Source organism: Chloroflexota bacterium (assembly GCA_013152435.1).
Lineage (GTDB): Bacteria > Chloroflexota > Anaerolineae > DUEN01 > DUEN01 > DUEN01.
This window is the reverse complement of record JAADGJ010000132.1, coordinates 1-19,441: the sequence shown is the minus strand read 5'-3', so window position 1 is coordinate 19,441 and position 19,441 is coordinate 1. Positions and strand designations below refer to the sequence as shown.

Below are 19,441 nucleotides of genomic sequence, written 5' to 3'. Positions count from 1 at the left end.
GAAGGTGCAACGCACATCCTGCAATGCGTCGCACCTTCTTAATCTAGAACACTTCCACGCGACGAGGACGAGATACCGATCCGGAGGCGCGGAAGGGCGTTCTGAGACCCGGCGGCTACTGCCGCGACGATACCTTCTCCACTCGAACCCGAGTATCGTAGAAACTAGCACTACCGCCGATAGGATCGGTCAGGCTGACATTCTTGAGCACAGGATCCTCCAGCATGACCACGTTCGGGCACAAGCCCGTAGCCCGACGAGCATCGCCCCGGATCACCTGACCATCCACGACGACATCCCGGGCTCCATAGGCCCAATGGCCGAAATGCCAGGAGGCCGCAACCGTGCCGGGACGGATGCCCTGGATCACCTTCACCTTGCCGGCTACCGCCACCGGCTCCCCATTGGGCAGCCGCCACACGCCGTCGGGATTGGTCTTGGACACCAGCCTGACCACATCCCCATCCCGAAGGCCCATGCGATCCGCGTCGATCTTATTCATCAACACCCAGTTCTCGGTGGCCACACCCAATTGTGCCCAGTAATTGCCTACCGTGCGAGACTGGCCACCGTAGATCTCCTTATAAGTGAAGAGGCGGAAGGGATATTCCTCCTGATCGATGGGCTGACCGGCAGCGTCTTTCACCGGCTCATAGATGGGCAAGCCGGAGAAGTGCTCGCCGGTCAGGCTGTGTTTACCCGCGGCCACATTGTCCACGAAGACGCTGAACATCCCTCCGAACTGATGAGCCAGCTTATCCCCCTTGTAAACCTTGCGAAAGTCCTCGAAGCGGCCGCCTCGATTGAGCAGATAGACCACCCGGCGCCACAATGACTCATCATCGCCAATGGCCTTCTTCCAACGCGCCTCGTCGAACATCACCTTGGAGAAGTGGGCGCGTGCGGCGCGAAAGACGGCCAGCTCCTCATCGTCGGCCTCGGGCACGGCATCGGAGCCATCCTCCTTGTCGCCATAGGCCAGATTCGCCACCATCTTCAGGAAGTAATCCTCGCGCCGGTTGAAGTCCATCCCAGGGCCGAAGCCATCCTTGCCGTAACCGGGCAGGCCCAGGCGTTCGGCAATGGCGAGCATGACGGCCTCCATGCAGATCGGCTGCTCCTCTCCGAAGACGGTGACCTTTTCCACCAGCGGTTCGACGATGGGCTGGCGCACCTTGCTCGTCTTGGCCTGCACCGCCGGCGTGATGTGCGGCGTGCCCCAGCGCTCCCAGATGGCCGTGTCCGGGAAGAGATAATCCGCATACATGCTGGTTTCGCCGATGACGATATCGCAGGCGATCACCAGCGGGATGACATTGGGATCAGCGATGGCCTTCAGCGTGGGATTGCCGGCCGGGCTGGCATAGCCGGGCGTGCCCTTATGCAGGAAGAGGGCCTTGATGGGATAGGGATAGCCGTCCGCGGCGCTGGGAATGATCTCCTGATATACGTTCCCCGTATAAGGATACCAGGGCCGCTTCGCGGGATACCCATCCCGCTTGAAGAGGGTGCTCTTCTCGTAATGCCACTTCTCCCGTGTGAGGGTCACACCAAAGGAGCCGAGCTTACCGGGATGCATGCCTTTGACGATGTTGAAAGGCCCCTTCGCTTTGCTGCCATCCTCATGCCAGTGGCCGCCGCCCTTGCCCAGGCCCCCCACCCAGTCGACATTGCCGATGAGCAGATTGAGCATGATGATGGCCTGGCCCGTATAATAGCCGTTGGTATGCTGCACCGGCCCCCGGTAAAGGTCCACGGCGGCCTTCTTGCCATGGCTGGTGAACTCACGGGCCACCTCGACGATCTTGCGCACGGGGATGCCGCAGATCTCCGACCACTCCTCCAGGCTGCGCTCGAAGGTAAGCTCCTTGTACAGCAGAAAGGCGCTCTTGTAGGTGATGCCGTTGACCTGCCCCTCAGCAAAGAGGTCACCCTCCACCGGGTTCTCGGCATCGTTGGGATCCACGGCGACCAGTTTCCCTCCCCTGCTGACCACGAAGCCGTCCACGTCACCCAGGCCGGCTTCCTCGGGACGCAACAATCGCGTCGGTTTATCGCCCTCGATCTTCACCAGATAGGTGGCGTTGGTCCATGTGGTTTCGCCGTCAGCCGCTGCCGCGGCCTTATTGGCGTTGGCCAGATAGGTGGCATCGTAACGCTCATTCTCCACAATCCAGCGCCCCATGGCCAGGGCCAACGCGGTGTCCTCGCCCGGCTTCACCGGCAGCCACCATTTGGCCTTGGCCGCCGTCTTGCTCAGGCGAGGATCCACCACCGCGATCTTCATGTTTCGGTAGGTCAGGGACCAAGTGACCAGCTCGCTCATAGGGGTGGGGCCGAAATTGGCCTCGAAAGCCCCTGTGCCGAAGAAGATCACCATCTCGGCATTGGCGAAATCAGGCTTCAAATGGGTCTTACCGCCACTCCACTTTCCTCCGCCCTTATACTGATTGCTCATCTGCTGGAAGGCGATGTGATGGGACTGCTCGCAGATGGTGGTATGCTCGTACCAGTTGACAGAGCCAAAGGCGTCCTTCAGCCAGCGCTTGGCAAACTCCTTGCGTCCATGCTCGATACGACCAGCCTGAAAGACGAATTGATTGTTCTTAGGCCCCAGATCGGGATGATCTGGATCGATGAGCAGATCCAGGTGATCGGCGTGCTTGCTTTTGAACTCCTCAAGCGTCATATCGCCGCTGGCGACCGCCATCGCATCGGCTTTCAAGGCCTTCATCAAGTCAGGATCGCGTACCGCCCAAATCTCCCTCAGACCAGGGGTCTTCGTGCCGTCGGCAAAGGTGCCCCCGTTGACGATCTCGTCAATGGCCTGGTCGAAGGAGATCACCTCCCACTTGTTCTCACCTCGTTTGCCAGCCCGCTTGAGCACCTTGATGATGCGGTACGGGTCATAAAGGCTCTGCACACCCGCCTGGCCTTTGGGGCACAACCGCGCATCCACCCTGGCTGCCTCAGCCAGCGGGGTATCGTAGGAAAGATGGGGTAGCATGTTCATCGGGCTATAGGGATTGCCATCGATCTTGACCAGCACCCCATCCAATAATTTCCCCTTGATGGTACAGGCGGTATGGCACTGGAGGCAGACGCTGTAGATGATGCTCTCCGGCCGATTCAGCGGATATTCGCCAACCGCAGAGGCATCGCTCAAGGTGTTGCCCATCGCCGCGACGCGACGGAAGGCCGCATCGACATTAGTTGCCAGGAACAGGGACCCGCCCAGGAAGGCCGTCGTTTTGATGAAATCGCGGCGAGTGATCTTTGCGTTCAGAGGAGAGGCTTTATCCGTGGTCTTTCCCTTTCGGCTCATATCATACCTCCTTCACCGCCCGAGGCTGAACGGGTAGTAAACGGTATCCGATCGCGTAGAGGGCCATGCCGAAGCCAATGATGCCGAGGCTCAGGAACCATTCCATCACGCTAGGTACATACAGGGTGGTCATGCGGGAGGAGGGCACGGCCTCTACCAACCCTCTGATCTCCGGCACGGAGAGAGGCGGAACGACGATGTTCAAGCGCACGCCCACAAAGGCCAGCACGATGGCCAGGCCAGCCACGCCCACCCAGAAGGGAGACCGACGGGTTCGCTTCCATCCCAATAAGATGATCGGGATGACGAACCCCAACCCCACCTGTCCGATCCAGAAGACGTACCAGAAGGGGCCGAACATGGCGGCTATCAAAGGAGCTACGTCACCGGGGATGGCACCGTACAAGGCGATGGAATACTCGGCGAAGGTGAACAGGAGATCCAAGAGGACCAGGCCTAACACCAGTTTGGCCATATCTTCCATCAAGCTCCGATGCTCCAGCGTGCCTCGATCGGGAGCCAGAAGGGCATAGAAGGCCATCAGCAGCCCTCCCCCGGAGACCAGAGCGGAGACCAAGAAGATAAGCGGGAACAACCCGCTATGCCAGGCCGGCCGAGCAGCTACCACGCCGAAGAGAGCGCCCACGCCGCCATGGAACATGATGGCCAGGGGAACGCCAACAGTGCCCAATACGCGCGTTGCCTTCTCATCCCGGCGGCGGCTCTCAGGGGAAAGATCCTTGCTCCCCAGGGCCAGGATGCGGCTGACCATGCCCACCACCCCAGGCTTTTCACTCCACCGAATCAGATCCTGCCGGATGTCAAACCAGAACTCCGCCAACAAAAGAACGAAATAACCGGTGTATAGCCACACCATCCAGGCCATCATCGAGAGGGGATTGGGACGGGTATACACTTCGTAAAAGCGACTCATGTGTCCCAGATCGAACCAGATGTGCAGCAGCGCCATCAGGAGGGAGATCAAAGCCGTGAACAAAGCCAGGCGGGCAATGGGCCGAAAGCGCTCTACCCCAAAGGCGTAGACCAGGGCAGAGATGAGAAAGGCCCCGGCCGACAGGCCTATGAAGTAGATGTACATCGCCACCCACAGGCCCCAAACGATCAGCTGTCCGTAATTGGCCAGGCGATGGCCTGCGGTTAAGCGCCAGTACAATCCCACGCCTCCCAGCATCAACATGACCACCACCACAACCCAATACGCCCAGTACAATCCTCTGTTGTTCTTCATGACACCCTCCCTTATGAAAGGTAGAAGACTTTGGGTTGTGTGCCCAGCTCTTCTTTCAGGCGGAAGGAGTAGCGCTCCCGCAGCAACTCGGAGACCAGGCTGTCCGGATCGGTGAGATCGCCGAAGTAGCGGGCCCGGCCGATGCAATCGTTAATGCAAGCCGGCAACAGACCTTCGCGCACGCGATGCAAGCAGAAATGGCACTTACGCACATTCCCCACGGGTGACTCATGGTTGCTGCGCACTCGTCTCTCGCTGTACTCGAAGGTCGGCGCAGTCTCATAGGGAGCCAGCTTCGGCGTATCCTCCGTATACCACTCACCGAAGTCGAAGTTCCGGGCACCATACGGGCAAGCGGTCATGCAGTAACGACAGCCAATGCAGGCATCGTAGTCCACGACGACCACGCCTTCCTCATTCTGCCAAGTGGCGCTCACCGGACAGACATCCACGCAAGGCGGGTTATCGCAATGCATACACGGCCGAGGGAGAAACGCCTCACGCACGTTAGGATACGTGCCCACCTCCTCCTTGATGACTACGGTGTAGTTGACGCCAGGCGGAGTCTTGTTCTCAGCCTTACAGGAGACCGTGCAGGCATCACAAGCCACGCACTTGGTCAAATCAATGACCATACCCCATCGTCGTTCCGAGGGGGGCTTCTGCAAGGCCCGTTGTAAATCCTCCATCATACGGATAATGGTGTTTTCCATCTCCTGTACAACGGGCATAAGAACCTCCTTTTGCAAGAGATTGCCCTCAGGGCACGGATATCCGCCACGATCGGAGCTTCCAACCCTTCTTCGTGATGATCGCCTCAACAGCCAAAGTCCGGCTCCTCCGGCGCCGGCGTCGGCGTGGGGCCGGGCGTAGGAGAGGGGTTGTGCGTCAACCAATCCACATAGGCCGCATAACCTCCTTCCAGATGATAGACCTGCGAATATCCCAGCTCATGTAAGACCACCAGGGCATGGGTGGACCGCTTCTGTGAGTGACAATAGAGCAAGATAGGAGACGTCCGGCCATCCGGTAAGTCGTCCAAATGGCGCAACAGCTCGCCCAGAGGGATATTGATCGCGCCTTCAATGTGCCCAGCGGCGAACTCCTGGGGCTCTCGCACGTCAACCACGAACCACTCCCTGCTGTGATTCACCCGATCTCGGATAAACTCCTCCACTGGCAATCGGTAGCGATGGGCGGGCAACGTGCGTAGGTACTCATCGGCCGCCTGGGCGATGCTGGCTTGGCGGTATAGCTCCCACGCGGTATTGTCATCCGGATTGGCAGCCGCCGCCTGGCGGGCCAGCTCCAATGCCCGAGCGAAATCGGAGGCCCCGTACGCCGCACGGGCTTCCCGTACCAGCATCCAATAGTCTGGTCCGGTAGGAGTGGATATGGGAGATGCGAGGGAAGGACCCCGAGACGCCCCTCGGCACCCGACGAGAGCGATCACCAGGGTAAGGATGATCAACAGCACACGGGGGATACGCATGCGCATAGGCCTCCCCTCGATATCAGCGATCCCGACCCCGCGCAGGATCCGGCAGAGATAGGCGGGCCATTCCGCAACGGGCTGGACTCATTCACCGCGGAGCCATCCCGTACCAACTGCCTCTACCTTAACAGGAGGGAATACGACTGTGAAGCGGGGAAAGTCTGATTCGCGTGGTGTTTCATGTCAGGGATTACCGGACAGCGTGTCAGGTTTTTCCTGACGAGGCTTGTTGTGAGGACTGGCCAGCGGCAGGGGCACGCAGTTCGCATCCTCCGCCGCTGATCCGAGGGATGCGATGGGCAGAAACGGGGTTCCGGCTTCCTTACTCTCCTAGAAGCCCTCGCTGGACGGCATATTTCACCAGCTGAGCACGGCTACGCAATCCCAGCTTCTCCATGGCTCGGGAGCGATAGGTCTCCACGGTCTTGACGCTCAGATACAGTTGCTGCGCGATCTCCCGATTGGTGTATCCCATAGCCACGCGCCGGATGACTTGCTGCTCACGCTCGCTCAACTCCTGCCAAGGATCTCGCTGCGCGGGCCGTGGCGTGGGCAGCAAACCATCCAACAGGGAACGCGTCATGGAGGGATGGATATACACCTCGCCTCGGACGACCGCGCGAATGGCGGCCAGGAGCTCCTGGTCGGCGGCCGACTTGACCACGTAGCCTGCCGCTCCCAGGCGCAGGGCCTCACGCAGATACTCCTCCTCCGCATGCATGGTCAAAACGAGGATGCGGCCCTGCGGTACGCGAGCTTTCAACTCGTGCAAGATGGAGAGCCCCCCGACATTGGGCATGCTGAGGTCCAGGAGGATCACATCGGGCTGAAGCGCCTCGGCACGACGCAGCGTTTCCAGGCCGTCCTGTGCCTCCCCCACGGTCTCCATATCCAGCTGCGCGTTGATGAGCAACCGCAGCCCCGCCCGCAGCACAGCGTGATCATCGGCCAACAACACACGAATGCGGCCATCACTTGCCATGGCTCATCCCCTCCTGCGCGCCACGGGTCGTCCCCTCAAGGGGGACGCGAAGGTAGATGGACGTGCCCGTTCCCAGCCGCGCCTCGATGTCCAAACGCCCGCCGATAAGCTCCGCCCTTTCCTGCATGCCATATAACCCCAGCTTGGTCTGCCCGGCCTCGCTCCTAAACACCTCCTCCACGTCAAACCCGGTGCCATCATCCTCTACGATCACGGAAAGCTGTCCATCGTGCGCCTGCAGAAGCACGCTGAGGTGAGCGCATGCGGCGTATTTCGCGGCATTGGTCATCGCCTCCTGCACAATCCGGTAAACCGTGGTCTCCACCTCCGGGGTCAGACGCAAGTCCTCCAATCCGACCGCTTCGACTTCGGCCGCGATACCAAAGCGCTCTCGGTATCGCTGGGCGTAGCGTCGGAGGGCAGCCACCAACCCAAGATCATCCAGAACGGAAGGGCGAAGGTCGAAGGCCAAACGACGAACGCGATCCAGGGTAGTGGCCAGGATGCGCCGCAGATCCTGCAAGCGATAACGCATCTCCTCCGGCGTCGGCGCCTCCTCGACATTGCGCAATCCAACCATCAACGAGGCGAGGGCCTGCCCGGTCTCGTCGTGAAGCTCTCGCGCGATCCGGCGTCGCTCCTCTTCCTGAGCGCGAATCACCCGCTTGAGGTAGAACTGACGCATCCGCTCGCGTTCCGCGCGCTCGGCCTCCGCCTGGGCCAGCCGAACGGCCATCGCATTAAACGCCTCCGCCAGGTCCCCAATCTCGTCCTCCGCCCAACGCCGCACACGAGGCGAGTAATCGCCCTGCCCAATGCGCTCGGCAGCCGTCACCAATTCACGAATAGGGCGTGTGAGTAGCCAGGTCAACACGGAAGCCGCCCCCACACCGACCAGAGAGATGATAAGAGTGCTCAACATGATCTGGCCGGTCACCGAATTCACCGTGTGCCACAATCGCTGCTCGCTCAGCCCTACTCGTGCGATACCAGCGCGCCCCTCAAAAACCGGCACGGCGGTATCCCATATGAGCCCTTCCTCGGTCAGCAGCGGCTGGATGCGATGGGGACGGTCTGTCAGCGAGAGGGGCACGCTCAGCAGGTCCAGGGGGAAGCCGCCATCGAAAGTATGCGCCAGCACGCGCCCCCCAGGATCCATAACGAAAATATAGCGGACGTCCGGGTTGTGAGCCTGTGTGTCCCGCAACAGCCGATTCAGAGCGTACAGATCGTTGATCAGCACCAGATCGGCGCTACGAGCCGCCACGTCTCGAGCTACGGAGATGCTCTGCTGTCGCAATTGCTCCCGGAGGGTATAGACCAATCGGGATCGCACCTGGAAGGTCACCATCAGCCCCGGGAACACCACCATCGCGAGCACAATGCCCAGGATCTTGGTGCGAATGCTTACCCCCCCGACGATCTGCCAGGCCCGCCGACGCCAGTTCTGCCAGATCGCCAGGGGAAACGAGAGAAGCCCGGCCCTCATCATCGCGCCTCCAATTCTATCTCCAGGCTCCGAATCAAATCGTAATCCTCATCGCGGCCTGGAACGAACCGATCCACCTCCAAAGCCGCCAACGCCCGCCGCCCCTGGGGATCATCCGACATGGACAGCAAGATCTCGCGCAACAAAGCCTTCGTCTGGGGACGCACGCCCGGCCCTACCACCACCGGCGGCATGCCGAAAGGCGGGGAGGTATGAATGATCCGCAAGCGTCTTCTCAAGGTCGGATCACGTTTCAGCGCATAATCAAGCACCAGGCTGTCCACGGCGGCCGCGTCCGCCACCCCGTCAGCCACGGCGTAGATAGCATGATCATGGCTATAAGTGAAAAAGGTGCGGCGGAAGAAGGTGGCCGGCGACTCGTCCAAACGCTTAAGCAAGACGTTCGGATACAGGTAGCCGGTATTGGAAAGGGGATCCGTGAAGGCAAAGACAGCACCGCGAAGATCTTGAAATCGCTGAGCAGACGAGTCAGCGCGCACGATGATAGTCGAATAGTACACAGTCTGGCCGTGCACCTGGGGGATCGCGAGCAGCTCCATTCCGAATTCGCGCCGCCCCTGGACATAAGCCAAAGTGCAAACGAAGGCCAGATCCACCTCGTCACGCCGGATAAGATCGTTTACCTCGGCATACGTCCGGCGCTGGACCAATTCCACAGGGCGCCCAAGCCGGTCGCTCAGGTAATCCAGCAGGGGCTGATACGAGGCCACCGTGCCCTTCGGGGAGACGATCGCAGCCACAGCCACGCGCAGCGGCATGGGCTCCGGACTGACCGTGGGCAGAGGACTCAGACGGCCCAAGCGCACGAAAGGCAGCGGATCGGTATCAGACCGAGCACATCCGCTCAACAGGATCAGAACAAGCCACAAACCCCAAATGAAACGCAGGTATCTCATCGTTTCTCTTCACCAGCCGCCGCACGCGTGATGCTCCCCCGCCTCGCCTCGCGTGCGGCGCATAGGGATATCCATCTGCTCAGCCACTCACGCAATAGTCTAGATATAACCCCTAGATTGTCAAAGGAGTGCGCCGGGCGACCTTGCGCCCACGAAAGAAAGGAGGATCGTGAGCAAGAGCCAGGCCAGTCCGATGGCAACGCCGGCGATCACGTCGGTGAGGTAGTGCACGCCCAGGTACACACGGCTCAACGCGATCAGCACCGCCCAAGCCAGCGCGGCCGCGTACAACCCGATCCGCTGGGGGCGCGGCCGGCCACGCCCGAGGATATGCGCGGTCGCGCCGTAGCACACCACGGCGATCATGGCATGCCCGCTGGGAAAGCTCCAACCCGCCGCGTGCGTCCACCAGCCCGCCTGCGGAGGGCGCGGCCGGGCGAAGCCCCACTTGAGCGCCTGGTTCAGCACGCTGCTGCCGACCAACGCCACCCACAGGAAGACGCGCTCCCGCCGCGGCCGTCGACGGCGCCACAGCCCCCACGTGAGGCACAGCCCCCACAGAACCACGAAGGGCGTGGAGCCGGTATAGGTGATGCCGCGGGCGAGCAGGAGCCTCCAGGAGGGAACCGATGGAGGGAACGGCGGCATCAGGCGATCGATGGCCTCGACGCGCCCCGCTCGCACCATGAGGGCCACGAGCCCGAACCCCACCAGGCTCAAAACGATCGCCAAAACCAGAAGACGAAACCGCCACGCGCCCTTCGCAGACATCATCCCCCTCACGCCCGGCGATAGGATCTCCCATTATCCCCTCGGGAGAGGGAACACGCAAGGAGATCTCAAAAATTTAGACAGATAGAATTGACGAAATCAGCGCTCCGGTGGTATACTGCGCCGGTCCGAAAGCTTTCTCTTTTTTCTACATATACAATTGACAAAATTGCGCATTTGTGATAGACTGGGGCGACAGCGATGAACGGAAAATGAGGAGACCGAAGCGATTCGATACGAGGGAGAGAAAACGGGATGCCGTACTTGAAGCGAGAAGAAAGCCCGGCGATGGCGATCATCCACCTGTTGCAGCGCCGGGGAAGCGCCAGCATCAAGGAGATCCAGGCCGAACTCGGGGTGACCACGACGGCGGTCCGCCTGCAACTCTCCAACCTGCAGGCGGAGGGATTGGTGGCCGCCCGCACCGTGCGAGAGGGCGTGGGGCGCCCGCATTACGAATACTATCTCACCGAGAAGGCGAACCGCCTCTTCGCCTGCTACAGCGATGAGCTGGCGTTGCTCCTGTATGAGGAGCTGCTGGAGGACCAGGGTGCGGAGAAGGTCCGAGAGCTCCTGGGGCGCGTTCGCGATCGCCTGGCGGCCCAATACGGCGGCCAGGTGCGAGGGGCCAGGCTACAGCAGCGGGTGGAGGAGCTGGCCTCCTGGCTGGATACCCGCGGCATCCTGACCGAGGTGGAGGCACGAGAGGGCGGCTTCGTGCTGAAGGAGTACAACTGCCCGTATCACGGCCTGGCGCAGGAATACCGGGCCATCTGCGAGATGGAACAGCAGATGATTGCCCAGCTGCTGGAGGCAGAGGTTTCCCTGGAGCAGTGCATGATGGACGGCCATGCGGGATGCCAGTTCAACGTCAGTCACCCGCAGCCGACGGCCGATTGAAATCGATTGGATACTTGGTGAAAGGGGCGCGGCGGTCACCTGCAAGCTCTATCCCTCCCCGCCGAGGGCGAGGGGGAGGCGAAGATCAGCTGATGAGATGGCCGCCCAGGCCGATCCAAACCTTTGGTAAAGGAGTCTCATTTCCATGATGGCAGAGAAATCGGAATTGGTGGTAAAGGATCTGCACGTTCGCGTGGAGGGCAAGGAGATCCTTCGAGGTGTCAATCTCACAATCCGACAGGGAGAAGTCCACGCGCTGATGGGCCCCAACGGATCCGGCAAGAGCACGCTGGCCTACGCGCTCATGGGGCACCCCAATTACGAGGTCACCGAGGGCGACATCCTGCTGGATGGCGAGAGCATCCTGGACCTGGGGCCGGATGAGCGGGCCCGCAAGGGCATCTTCCTGGCGTTTCAGTATCCCATCGCTATCCCGGGCGTGAGCCTGGCGAACTTCCTGCGCTCCGCCGTGAGCACCGTCCGCGGCTACAAGGATCGGGCCCGGGAGCAGCAGACCGAAAACGCCGTGATCGGCTCCGAGCTGATGCCCATGCGTGAATTCCGCAGGGAGCTCCGGAAGAAGATGGAGCTGCTGGAGATGGATCCGTCCTTCGCCCGCCGCTACCTGAATGACGGCTTCTCGGGCGGCGAGAAGAAGCGGGCCGAGATCCTGCAGATGGCCATGCTGGAGCCGCGCTTCGCCATCCTGGACGAGACGGACTCCGGGCTGGACATCGACGCGCTGCGCATCGTGGCCGACGGCGTGAATCGCCTGATGGGGCCGCACATGGGCGTGCTCATCATCACCCACTACCAGCGGATCCTCAACTACATCAAGCCGGACTTCATCCACGTCCAGCTCGACGGGCGCATCGTCACCTCGGGCGGGCCCGAGCTCGCGCTGGTCCTGGAGGAGAAGGGATACGATTGGGTTCGCGAGGCTTTTGGGGACAAAGTGACGGCAGGGAAATGATCCGGACGAGATCCCTCTATCTACATCCGGGGAGGCAAGGGAATGGCTGACGAGGCCCAGGTATTGGCGGAGATCAAGCAAGAGTATAAGTACGGCTTTCGTGATCCGGAGAAGTACGTGTTCAAAGCACGCCGGGGGCTGGATCACGAGATCGTAGACCAGATCAGCGACATGAAGGGCGAGCCGGACTGGATGCGCGAGTTCCGGCACAAGGCCCTGGACATATTCCTGCGCAAGCCGATGCCCACCTGGGGGGCGGACCTCAGCGAGATCGATTTCGACGAGATCTACTACTACATCAAGCCGGCCGAGAAGCAGGGTAAGACCTGGGACGAGGTCCCCGAGGATATCAAGCGCACCTTCGACCGGCTCGGGATCCCCGAGGCGGAGCGGAAGTTCCTGGCCGGTGTGGGCGCCCAGTACGAATCCGAGGTCGTCTACCACTCCTTGAAGGAGGAGTGGGAGAAGCTGGGCGTGATCTTCCTGGACACCGACACGGCGCTCCGCGAGCATCCCGATCTGTTCCGGGAATACTTCGGCACGGTGGTCCCGCCGGCGGACAACAAGTTCGCCGCGCTCAACAGCGCCGTATGGTCGGGCGGCTCCTTCATCTACGTGCCCAAGGGCGTGCACCTGGATATCCCGCTCCAGGCATATTTCCGCATCAACGCGGAGAGCATGGGGCAGTTCGAGCGCACCCTGATCATCGTGGACGAGGGCGCCAGCGTGCATTACGTGGAGGGGTGCACGGCCCCCATCTACGCGGCCGACAGCCTGCACAGCGCGGTGGTGGAGATCATCGTGAAGGCCGGGGGCCGCTGCCGCTACACGACCATCCAGAACTGGGCTCCCAACGTCTACAACCTGGTGACCAAGCGAGCCGTGGCCTACGAGAACGCCGTCATGGAGTGGGTCGATGGCAACCTCGGCTCCAAGGTGACGATGAAATACCCGGCCGTGTACATGCTGGGCGAGGGCGCTCGGGCGGAGATCCTGTCCATCGCCTTCGCAGGGCGAGGACAACACCAGGACGCGGGCGCCAAGGTGGTTCATGGGGCACCCAACACCTCCAGCCGCGTCATCTCCAAGTCTATCAGCAAGGACGGCGGCCGCGCGTCCTATCGTGGCCTGCTCAAGATCGTCAAGGGGGCCACGGGCTCCAGGTCCAACGTCGTATGCGACGCCCTCATCCTGGATGAAAAGTCCCGCTCCGACACCTACCCCTACATCGAGATCGACGAGGATGACGTCACCATCGAGCACGAGGCGACGGTGAGCAAGATCGGCGAGGAGCAGCTCTTCTACCTGATGAGTCGCGGCCTGGCCGAGGAGGAGGCGGCGACGATGATCGTGTCCGGCTTCATCGAGCCGATGGTGAAGGAGCTCCCCATGGAATACGCCGTGGAGATGAACCGCCTGATCCAGCTGCAGATGGAAGGCTCGGTCGGATGAGAGAGCGGAGAGAGCGAACCGGTGATGAAGGAGTGTGGTTCACGTGAGTGAGAAGACGCTGACGACGACAACGCCGACTCCAACGCAGGAGGCCGGCTTTCACAGAGAGGCCGTCGAGGCGCTGTCCGCCTGGCGGCAAGACCCGAACTGGATGCGCGAGTTTCGCCTGTTGGCCTGGCGCTTTTACGAGGAGATCCCCTTCCCCACCCAGAAGGACGAGGCGTGGCGACGTACCTCGCTCCGGGGGCTTGATCTCTCCCGCGTCCTGCCGATGCGAGCCGAGCGGTTGGCCCCGGTATCACGGCCGGAGGATCTGCCGGAGGCCCTGCGCTCGCACCTGGCGGCGAGCGAGGAGAGGGCCGGACTGCTCATCCACCAGGACGGGGATCTGCGCTTCCGCACACTGCGGGAGGACCTGGCCCAGCGCGGCGTGATCTTCACCGACATGGACACCGCCGTCCGGGAATACGCCGATCTGGTGCAACCGTACTTCATGACGGAAGCCGTGCCTGTGGACAGCAACAAGTTCGCCGCGCTGCACGCCGCCTTCTGGCAGGGCGGGGTCTTCCTGTACGTCCCCCGCAACACGCAGGTCGATTTGCCCCTGCAGGCCATCGCCGCCCGGGAAGCCTCCGGCGCGGGGCACTTCTCCCACACCTTGATCGTGGTAGAGGAGGGGGCCGAGGTCACCTACATCGAGGACTACCTCTCGCTGGCCTCGGGCGACCAGGGGCTCCACAGCGGCGTAGTGGAGATCTACGTCAAGCCCGGCGGCCGGCTGACGTACATCAACCTGCAGGATTGGGCGCAGGACATGTGGAACTTCTCCACCCAGCACGCCCTGCTGGAACGGGACAGCTCGCTGTTGTGGATCGCCGGGAACATGGGGAGCCGGCTGACCAAGACGTTCGCCCGCCTGGCGCTGCGGGGGCCGGGCGCCAACGGCGAGATGCTGGGGATCACCTTCGCCGACGACCGACAGCACATCGACCTGGACACATTCCAGGATCACATCGCCCCCCAGGGCACCAGCAACCTGCTCTACAAGAACGTGCTGAAGGACCGAGCCCGCACCGTATGGCGGGGCATGATCTGGGCACACCCGGAGGCGCAGAAGACGAACGCCTACCAGAAGAACGAGAACCTGCTCCTGAGCGATCACACGCGAGCGGACTCCATCCCCGGCCTGGAGATCGAGGCCAATGACCTGCGATGCACCCACGGCGCCACGGCGGGGAAGCTCAACCCGGACCACATGTTTTACCTGATGAGCCGCGGGCTGAGCCGGGAACAGGCGAAGCGCATCATCGTGGAAGGATTCTTCGAGCCGTTGCTGACCCGCATCCCTGTCGAGAGCATCCGGGCCCGGATGGAACGGGCGGTCATGGAGAAGCTGGCGTCCTAAGCGCGGGGCCAGAAAGAACCCGCCGATGCATATGACGGCATCACGGAACGGAGTAGGCATGGCACCAACTCCACGACCAAGGGTACACATAGCGCCGTCACACGCGCAAGCGCCTGGGATTACGACGGCTCCGAAACGATGCGGGGGAAACGGTTGATCCACAACGCATGCAGGGTATCGCAACACATGTGCAGCAACGGAATCGGAGCCGTCGGGGCGGTCGATGGGGGAACGACCGCCCAGCTCGAACAGAGGTAGCCGCCTTGCAAAGGCGCCGGCCTACGGGACCCGGCAGGAGGCAACACTCCTGGCTACCTCCTTGTCATTTCGCCAGCGAAGGGGTATACTCTTGCAGCCTTGCCCGGTGAGGGCTGGGCGACCTGAGGAAAGGTGACGGAACGTGGGATCAATTGAAACGCGGATCGCTTCGTCTGCCATGTTGGATGCAGAAGCCGTTCGGGCAGATTTTCCGATCCTCAACGTGAAGATCCATGGCAAACCGCTGGTGTACCTGGACAACGCCGCCTCGTCGCAGAAGCCGCTCCAGGTGCTGGAGTCCATGGATCGATACTACCGTGAGCTGAACGCGAACGTGCACCGCGGCGTCCACTACCTGAGCGAGGAATCCACACGCCGGTACGAGGGGGCGCGCAGGCGCGTGGCGCGATTCATCAACGCCCGCAGCGATAAGGAGATCATCTGGACCCGAAACGCCACGGAGGCCATCAACCTGGTAGCCTACAGCTGGGGGCTGGCGAACCTGAAGCCGGGCGATGAGATCCTGGTGACCGAGATGGAGCACCACTCCAACCTGGTGCCGTGGCAGATCATCGCCCAGCGCACCGGGGCTAAGCTGCGCCACCTCCCCATCAATGACCAGGGCTATCTGCGCGTGGATCTGTTGGACCGCTTCCTGACGGAGCGAACACGCCTGTTCGCGTTCACCGCTATGTCTAACGTATTGGGGACCATCAACCCCGTGCGAGAGCTGGTGGAGGCGGCCCACGCGGTGGGGGCCCTGACGCTGGTGGACGGCGCGCAGAGCGTTCCCCACATGCCCGTGGACGTCCAGGCGCTGGGCTGCGACTTCCTGGCCTTCTCGGGGCACAAGATGTGCGGCCCCACCGGGATCGGCGTGCTGTACGGCCGCCGAGACCTGCTGGAGGAGATGCCCCCCTTCATGGGCGGGGGCGACATGATCCGGGAGGTGCACCTGGATCACTCCAAGTGGAACGAGGTCCCCTGGAAGTTCGAGGCGGGCACGCCCGCCATCGCGGAGGCCATCGGGCTGGGGGCGGCCGTGGACTACCTCAGCGACCTGGGGATGGAGAACGTCCAGGCCCATGAAAGAGCGCTGGTCCGCTATGCGATGGAGCGTTTGCAGGACGTGGAAGGGCTGCGCATCCTGGGGCCGCGGCCGGAGGATCGCGGCGGGGTGGTCGCGTTCACCCTGGGCGACATCCATCCGCACGATATCGCGGCCGTCCTGGACTCGGAGGGGATCGCCATTCGCGCCGGGCATCATTGCGCGCAACCGCTGCACGAGCGTTACGGGATCATGGCCACCGCGCGCGCCAGCTTCTACATTTACAACACGACTCAAGAGGTCGATCGCCTGGCCGAAGGGCTGGAGCGCGTGAGGGAGATCTTCGCGCTGTGACGCTCCCATCGGGAGCCAGCCAATCATCCTCGCAGAGGGAGCTGACCGGATGGACGATCTGTACCGCATGGAGATCCTGGAGCACTACCGACACCCCCGAAACTACGGGCGGCTCGAGGATCCCGATATCACCTACCACGACTCGAATCCGTTCTGCGGCGACGAGATCACGCTGGACCTGAAGATCGAGGACGGACGGATCGTGGACGCCCGCTTCGTCGGCCACGGGTGCGCCATCAGCCGGGCCTCCGCCAGCATGATGACGGAGGAGATCAAGGGGCGCACGCTGGAAGAGTTGAGGCACTGGACGAAGGAGGACATCCTCGACCTGCTCGGGATCGAGGTGGGGCCTGTGCGCCTGAAGTGCGCCCTGCTCCCTCTGAAGGCGCTGAAAGCCGGCGTATGGGGCCTGGCCGGATGGCCGGGAGAGGAAGACGAGGAGTCGGCGGAACAGGAGTGAGCATGGCCGAGTTCGTCAAAGTAGCGCGAGTGGCCGATCTGCCGCCTGGCGGGAAGCTGCTGACCACCATAAACGGGCGATCCATCGCGCTGTTCAACGTGGATGGCACCATTTACGCCATCGGGGATATCTGCACGCACGACGGCGGCCCCCTGGTCGAGGGGGAATTGGATGGCTACGAGATCGAATGTCCGCGACACGGAGCGCGCTTCGATATCCGCACGGGCCAGGCGCTGCGCATGCCAGCGTTCGAGCCCATCGAAACCTATGAGGTGAGGATCGAGGGAGACGAGATCCTGGTTGCCGTAGAGTAGAGGAGACGAGAGATGCCGAAGATGCCGACAGTCGAAGAGATTCGCAACGTATTGAAGCAGAACGTGCGCGATCCCGAGATCATGATCAACATCGTCGACCTGGGGCTGGTATATGACATCCAGGTGGACGAGGAGAACAAGGTCGTCACCATCGACATGACCCTGACCAGCCCCGGCTGCCCCATCGGCCCCCAGATCATGCGAGATGTGGAATACCACGTCCACCAGGCGTTCCCTGAGCTGGACGAGGTGCGGGTGAACCTGGTATGGACGCCGATATGGACCCCGGAGATGATGAGCGAGGAGGCGAAGGAGGAGCTGGGGTTCTTCTAACGGGATCGCCTGCGTCGGAACAGGCAACACCCGCGTTCCCAGACGGCATGTTTTGCAGAAGCGTACAGCTGTGCGCTCCTACAGTTCGACTATCCGGGTAGAGGCGAGGCATACCTCGCCTCTATGCTTTTTGAAGGGGCCCGCATTCCACCGCTGCCCAACAGCAGCCCAGACGGCGCCTCTCAAGCACGCCCTCAGGCCGTCTCCCGCTCCACGATGGTGAGCGGCAAATGAACGTGCTGCACCTCTCGTGAACGGTCGGTCAGGCGGGCCAGCAACAGCTCCACGGCCACACGCCCCGACTCCTCCAGCGGCTGACGGACCGTCGTCAGGCCGATATAATCGGCGATGTCCAGATCGTCGAACCCGATGACGGCGAGGTCATCCGGAACCCGAACTCCCCGTTCGCGAGCGGCCTTGAGCACCCCCATGGCCTGCGTGTCGCTGGCCGCAAAGACGGCCGTCGGCGGCTGAGGGAGATCGAGCAGAGCGTGACCCTGCCGCCGGGCCTGCTCCAGTCCGTGGGGGGCCCTGGAGATGTACGCATCGGGCAGCGGGATCCCCGCGTCCGCCAGGGCCTGACGGTACCCCTCCAGACGCATCTCGCTGTTCCGCAGCGCGTACGGGGTGACCTCGGCATCGCCCACAAACGCGCAGCGCCGATGTCCCTTGCGCACCAGGTACTCCGCAGCCAGCCGCCCCCCCGCCACGTTGTCGATGTCCACACTACAGAACTCGGCGCGCGGCGCCTCGATCAACACCGTCTCCAACCGGTGCTTGAGCAGGCGCTGCGCCACCGCCTCATCGAAGGGAAGCGCCATCACGATGAGCCCGTCCAGCCGGCGAGAAACGGGCAACGTGGACAGGTACGCATCGCGGCGGGCAACGGAGTCCACGTTATAGATGACGAGCTCATATGGGAGGTCGGCCAGCGCCGAGAAGACGCCACGCAGGCGCTGCATGAAGGAGGGGAAGGAGAAGAACGACGTCGAGGAGGCGCCGCGCAGGCGCAGCACGAAGGACGGGGCGGTGAAGAACGGCGCCAATACGCCGATGCGCCGCGTGCTCTTGCGCGCGCGGGCGATCGCCTCGGCCTTGGGGATGAAGCCCAACTCATCGATCGCCGCCAGCACGCGCTCTCGAGTCTTCTTGTTCACGCGCTCCGGGCGGTTCAACACCCGTGAGACCGTGGAGATGCTCACGCCGGCGCGCTGGGCGACATCATAAATGGTCGGATTCGACATCTTCGCTCGCGGTATCACCCCATGTGGGGAAGGTCATGAGGACAAGTCGCGTGAAAGCACTTTCATCCTAGCACAGACGGGCAAGCGTGTCAAAACGCCTCGCGAGGGTATGGCTCAGAGTCACAGCACCTCCGGCGATGATCTGCGCGCGTGCTCAACACGCGCTCTCCTACCGCGGAGATGGCGAGGGCGCAGAGAGCTCCCCTCTTCTTCCCTTCTCAGCGCCCCCGCGGTGCGATGCAGGCCATCCCTGCATAGGGCCTTTTCAAAGTCCAACGTCCATATTGGCATACATGGCGCCTGCAAGGACGAGGCAAGTGTCGTGTCTGTATACGCATCTTCTCGGCTTCCCCCAGCACACGACGTGGCCAGACGTACCCCCCCCCCCTGTCGTCCCCCCTCCCCAATCCGCTTCGCTGGGAGGGGGGACCTGGGAGTGGGTGGTGGCGGCGGCGCAGCTCCGCTGCGCCGC

The 19,441-nt window shown here is 62.3% G+C and carries 17 protein-coding genes; 8 read left to right on the top strand and 9 right to left on the bottom strand.

From position 1 onward, the window contains the following. Window positions 1–115: 115 nt before the first annotated feature. The 8 genes from GXP39_18370 to GXP39_18335 form a co-directional block, all read right to left on the bottom strand. Window positions 116–3,325, bottom strand: coding sequence for a molybdopterin-dependent oxidoreductase (locus GXP39_18370; protein NOZ30000.1), 3,210 nt, complete (start codon window positions 3,323–3,325; stop codon window positions 116–118). Window position 3,326: 1 nt separating this feature from the next. After that, complete coding sequence (gene nrfD / locus GXP39_18365) at window positions 3,327–4,574, bottom strand: polysulfide reductase NrfD (protein ID NOZ29999.1); 1,248 nt, start codon at window positions 4,572–4,574, stop codon at window positions 3,327–3,329. Window positions 4,575–4,585: 11 nt separating this feature from the next. Further along, entirely contained in the window at window positions 4,586–5,305 is a 720-nt protein-coding gene (locus tag GXP39_18360; GenBank protein ID NOZ29998.1) for a 4Fe-4S dicluster domain-containing protein, read from the bottom strand. A gap of 86 nt (window positions 5,306–5,391) precedes the next feature. After that, window positions 5,392–5,940: a hypothetical protein gene (locus GXP39_18355; GenBank protein ID NOZ29997.1), complete on the bottom strand. Its 549-nt coding sequence runs from the start codon at window positions 5,938–5,940 to the stop codon at window positions 5,392–5,394. A 451-nt stretch (window positions 5,941–6,391) separates the two neighbouring features. Beyond that, the gene (locus GXP39_18350; GenBank protein ID NOZ29996.1) at window positions 6,392–7,051 is read right to left on the bottom strand and encodes a response regulator transcription factor; all 660 of its coding nucleotides are present in this window, start codon (window positions 7,049–7,051) and stop codon (window positions 6,392–6,394) included. Continuing rightward, window positions 7,041–8,540: a HAMP domain-containing protein gene (locus tag GXP39_18345; protein NOZ29995.1), complete on the bottom strand. Its 1,500-nt coding sequence runs from the start codon at window positions 8,538–8,540 to the stop codon at window positions 7,041–7,043. The genes GXP39_18350 and GXP39_18345 overlap by 11 nt, the downstream gene beginning before the upstream one ends. Then, entirely contained in the window at window positions 8,540–9,439 is a 900-nt protein-coding gene (phnD, locus tag GXP39_18340; GenBank protein ID NOZ29994.1) for a phosphate/phosphite/phosphonate ABC transporter substrate-binding protein, read from the bottom strand. The genes GXP39_18345 and phnD overlap by 1 nt, the downstream gene beginning before the upstream one ends. Window positions 9,440–9,577: 138 nt before the next feature. After that, the gene (locus GXP39_18335; GenBank protein NOZ29993.1) at window positions 9,578–10,231 is read right to left on the bottom strand and encodes a phosphatase PAP2 family protein; all 654 of its coding nucleotides are present in this window, start codon (window positions 10,229–10,231) and stop codon (window positions 9,578–9,580) included. 261 nt (window positions 10,232–10,492) lie between these two features. On the opposite strand from GXP39_18335, the gene GXP39_18330 reads away from it, so the two are divergent. From GXP39_18330 to GXP39_18295, 8 genes are all read left to right on the top strand, one after another. After that, window positions 10,493–11,128: a DeoR family transcriptional regulator gene (locus GXP39_18330; GenBank protein ID NOZ29992.1), complete on the top strand. Its 636-nt coding sequence runs from the start codon at window positions 10,493–10,495 to the stop codon at window positions 11,126–11,128. A 148-nt stretch (window positions 11,129–11,276) separates the two neighbouring features. After that, complete coding sequence (gene sufC / locus GXP39_18325; protein ID NOZ29991.1) at window positions 11,277–12,101, top strand: Fe-S cluster assembly ATPase SufC; 825 nt, start codon at window positions 11,277–11,279, stop codon at window positions 12,099–12,101. Window positions 12,102–12,143: 42 nt separating this feature from the next. Further along, window positions 12,144–13,553: a Fe-S cluster assembly protein SufB gene (gene sufB, locus GXP39_18320; protein ID NOZ29990.1), complete on the top strand. Its 1,410-nt coding sequence runs from the start codon at window positions 12,144–12,146 to the stop codon at window positions 13,551–13,553. 43 nt (window positions 13,554–13,596) lie between these two features. After that, the gene (gene sufD / locus GXP39_18315) at window positions 13,597–14,958 is read left to right on the top strand and encodes a Fe-S cluster assembly protein SufD (protein ID NOZ29989.1); all 1,362 of its coding nucleotides are present in this window, start codon (window positions 13,597–13,599) and stop codon (window positions 14,956–14,958) included. Between the two features lie 436 nt (window positions 14,959–15,394). Next, window positions 15,395–16,618 carry a cysteine desulfurase gene (locus tag GXP39_18310; GenBank protein NOZ29988.1) on the top strand — a complete coding sequence of 408 codons (1,224 nt, stop codon included), beginning with the start codon at window positions 15,395–15,397 and terminating at the stop codon, window positions 16,616–16,618. Window positions 16,619–16,667: 49 nt separating this feature from the next. Further along, a complete protein-coding gene (locus GXP39_18305) occupies window positions 16,668–17,078 on the top strand; it encodes an SUF system NifU family Fe-S cluster assembly protein (GenBank protein ID NOZ29987.1) in 411 nt (136 codons plus the stop codon). Window positions 17,079–17,080: 2 nt separating this feature from the next. Then, window positions 17,081–17,392: a non-heme iron oxygenase ferredoxin subunit gene (locus GXP39_18300; protein NOZ29986.1), complete on the top strand. Its 312-nt coding sequence runs from the start codon at window positions 17,081–17,083 to the stop codon at window positions 17,390–17,392. A 21-nt stretch (window positions 17,393–17,413) separates the two neighbouring features. Continuing rightward, entirely contained in the window at window positions 17,414–17,725 is a 312-nt protein-coding gene (locus GXP39_18295; protein ID NOZ29985.1) for a metal-sulfur cluster assembly factor, read from the top strand. Window positions 17,726–17,919: 194 nt separating this feature from the next. Here the strand turns inward: GXP39_18295 and GXP39_18290 are convergent, their stop codons facing one another. Then, on the bottom strand, window positions 17,920–18,969 hold the full coding sequence (locus GXP39_18290; GenBank protein ID NOZ29984.1) for a LacI family transcriptional regulator: 1,050 nt from the start codon (window positions 18,967–18,969) through the stop codon (window positions 17,920–17,922). Between the last annotated feature and the right edge of the window lie 472 nt (window positions 18,970–19,441).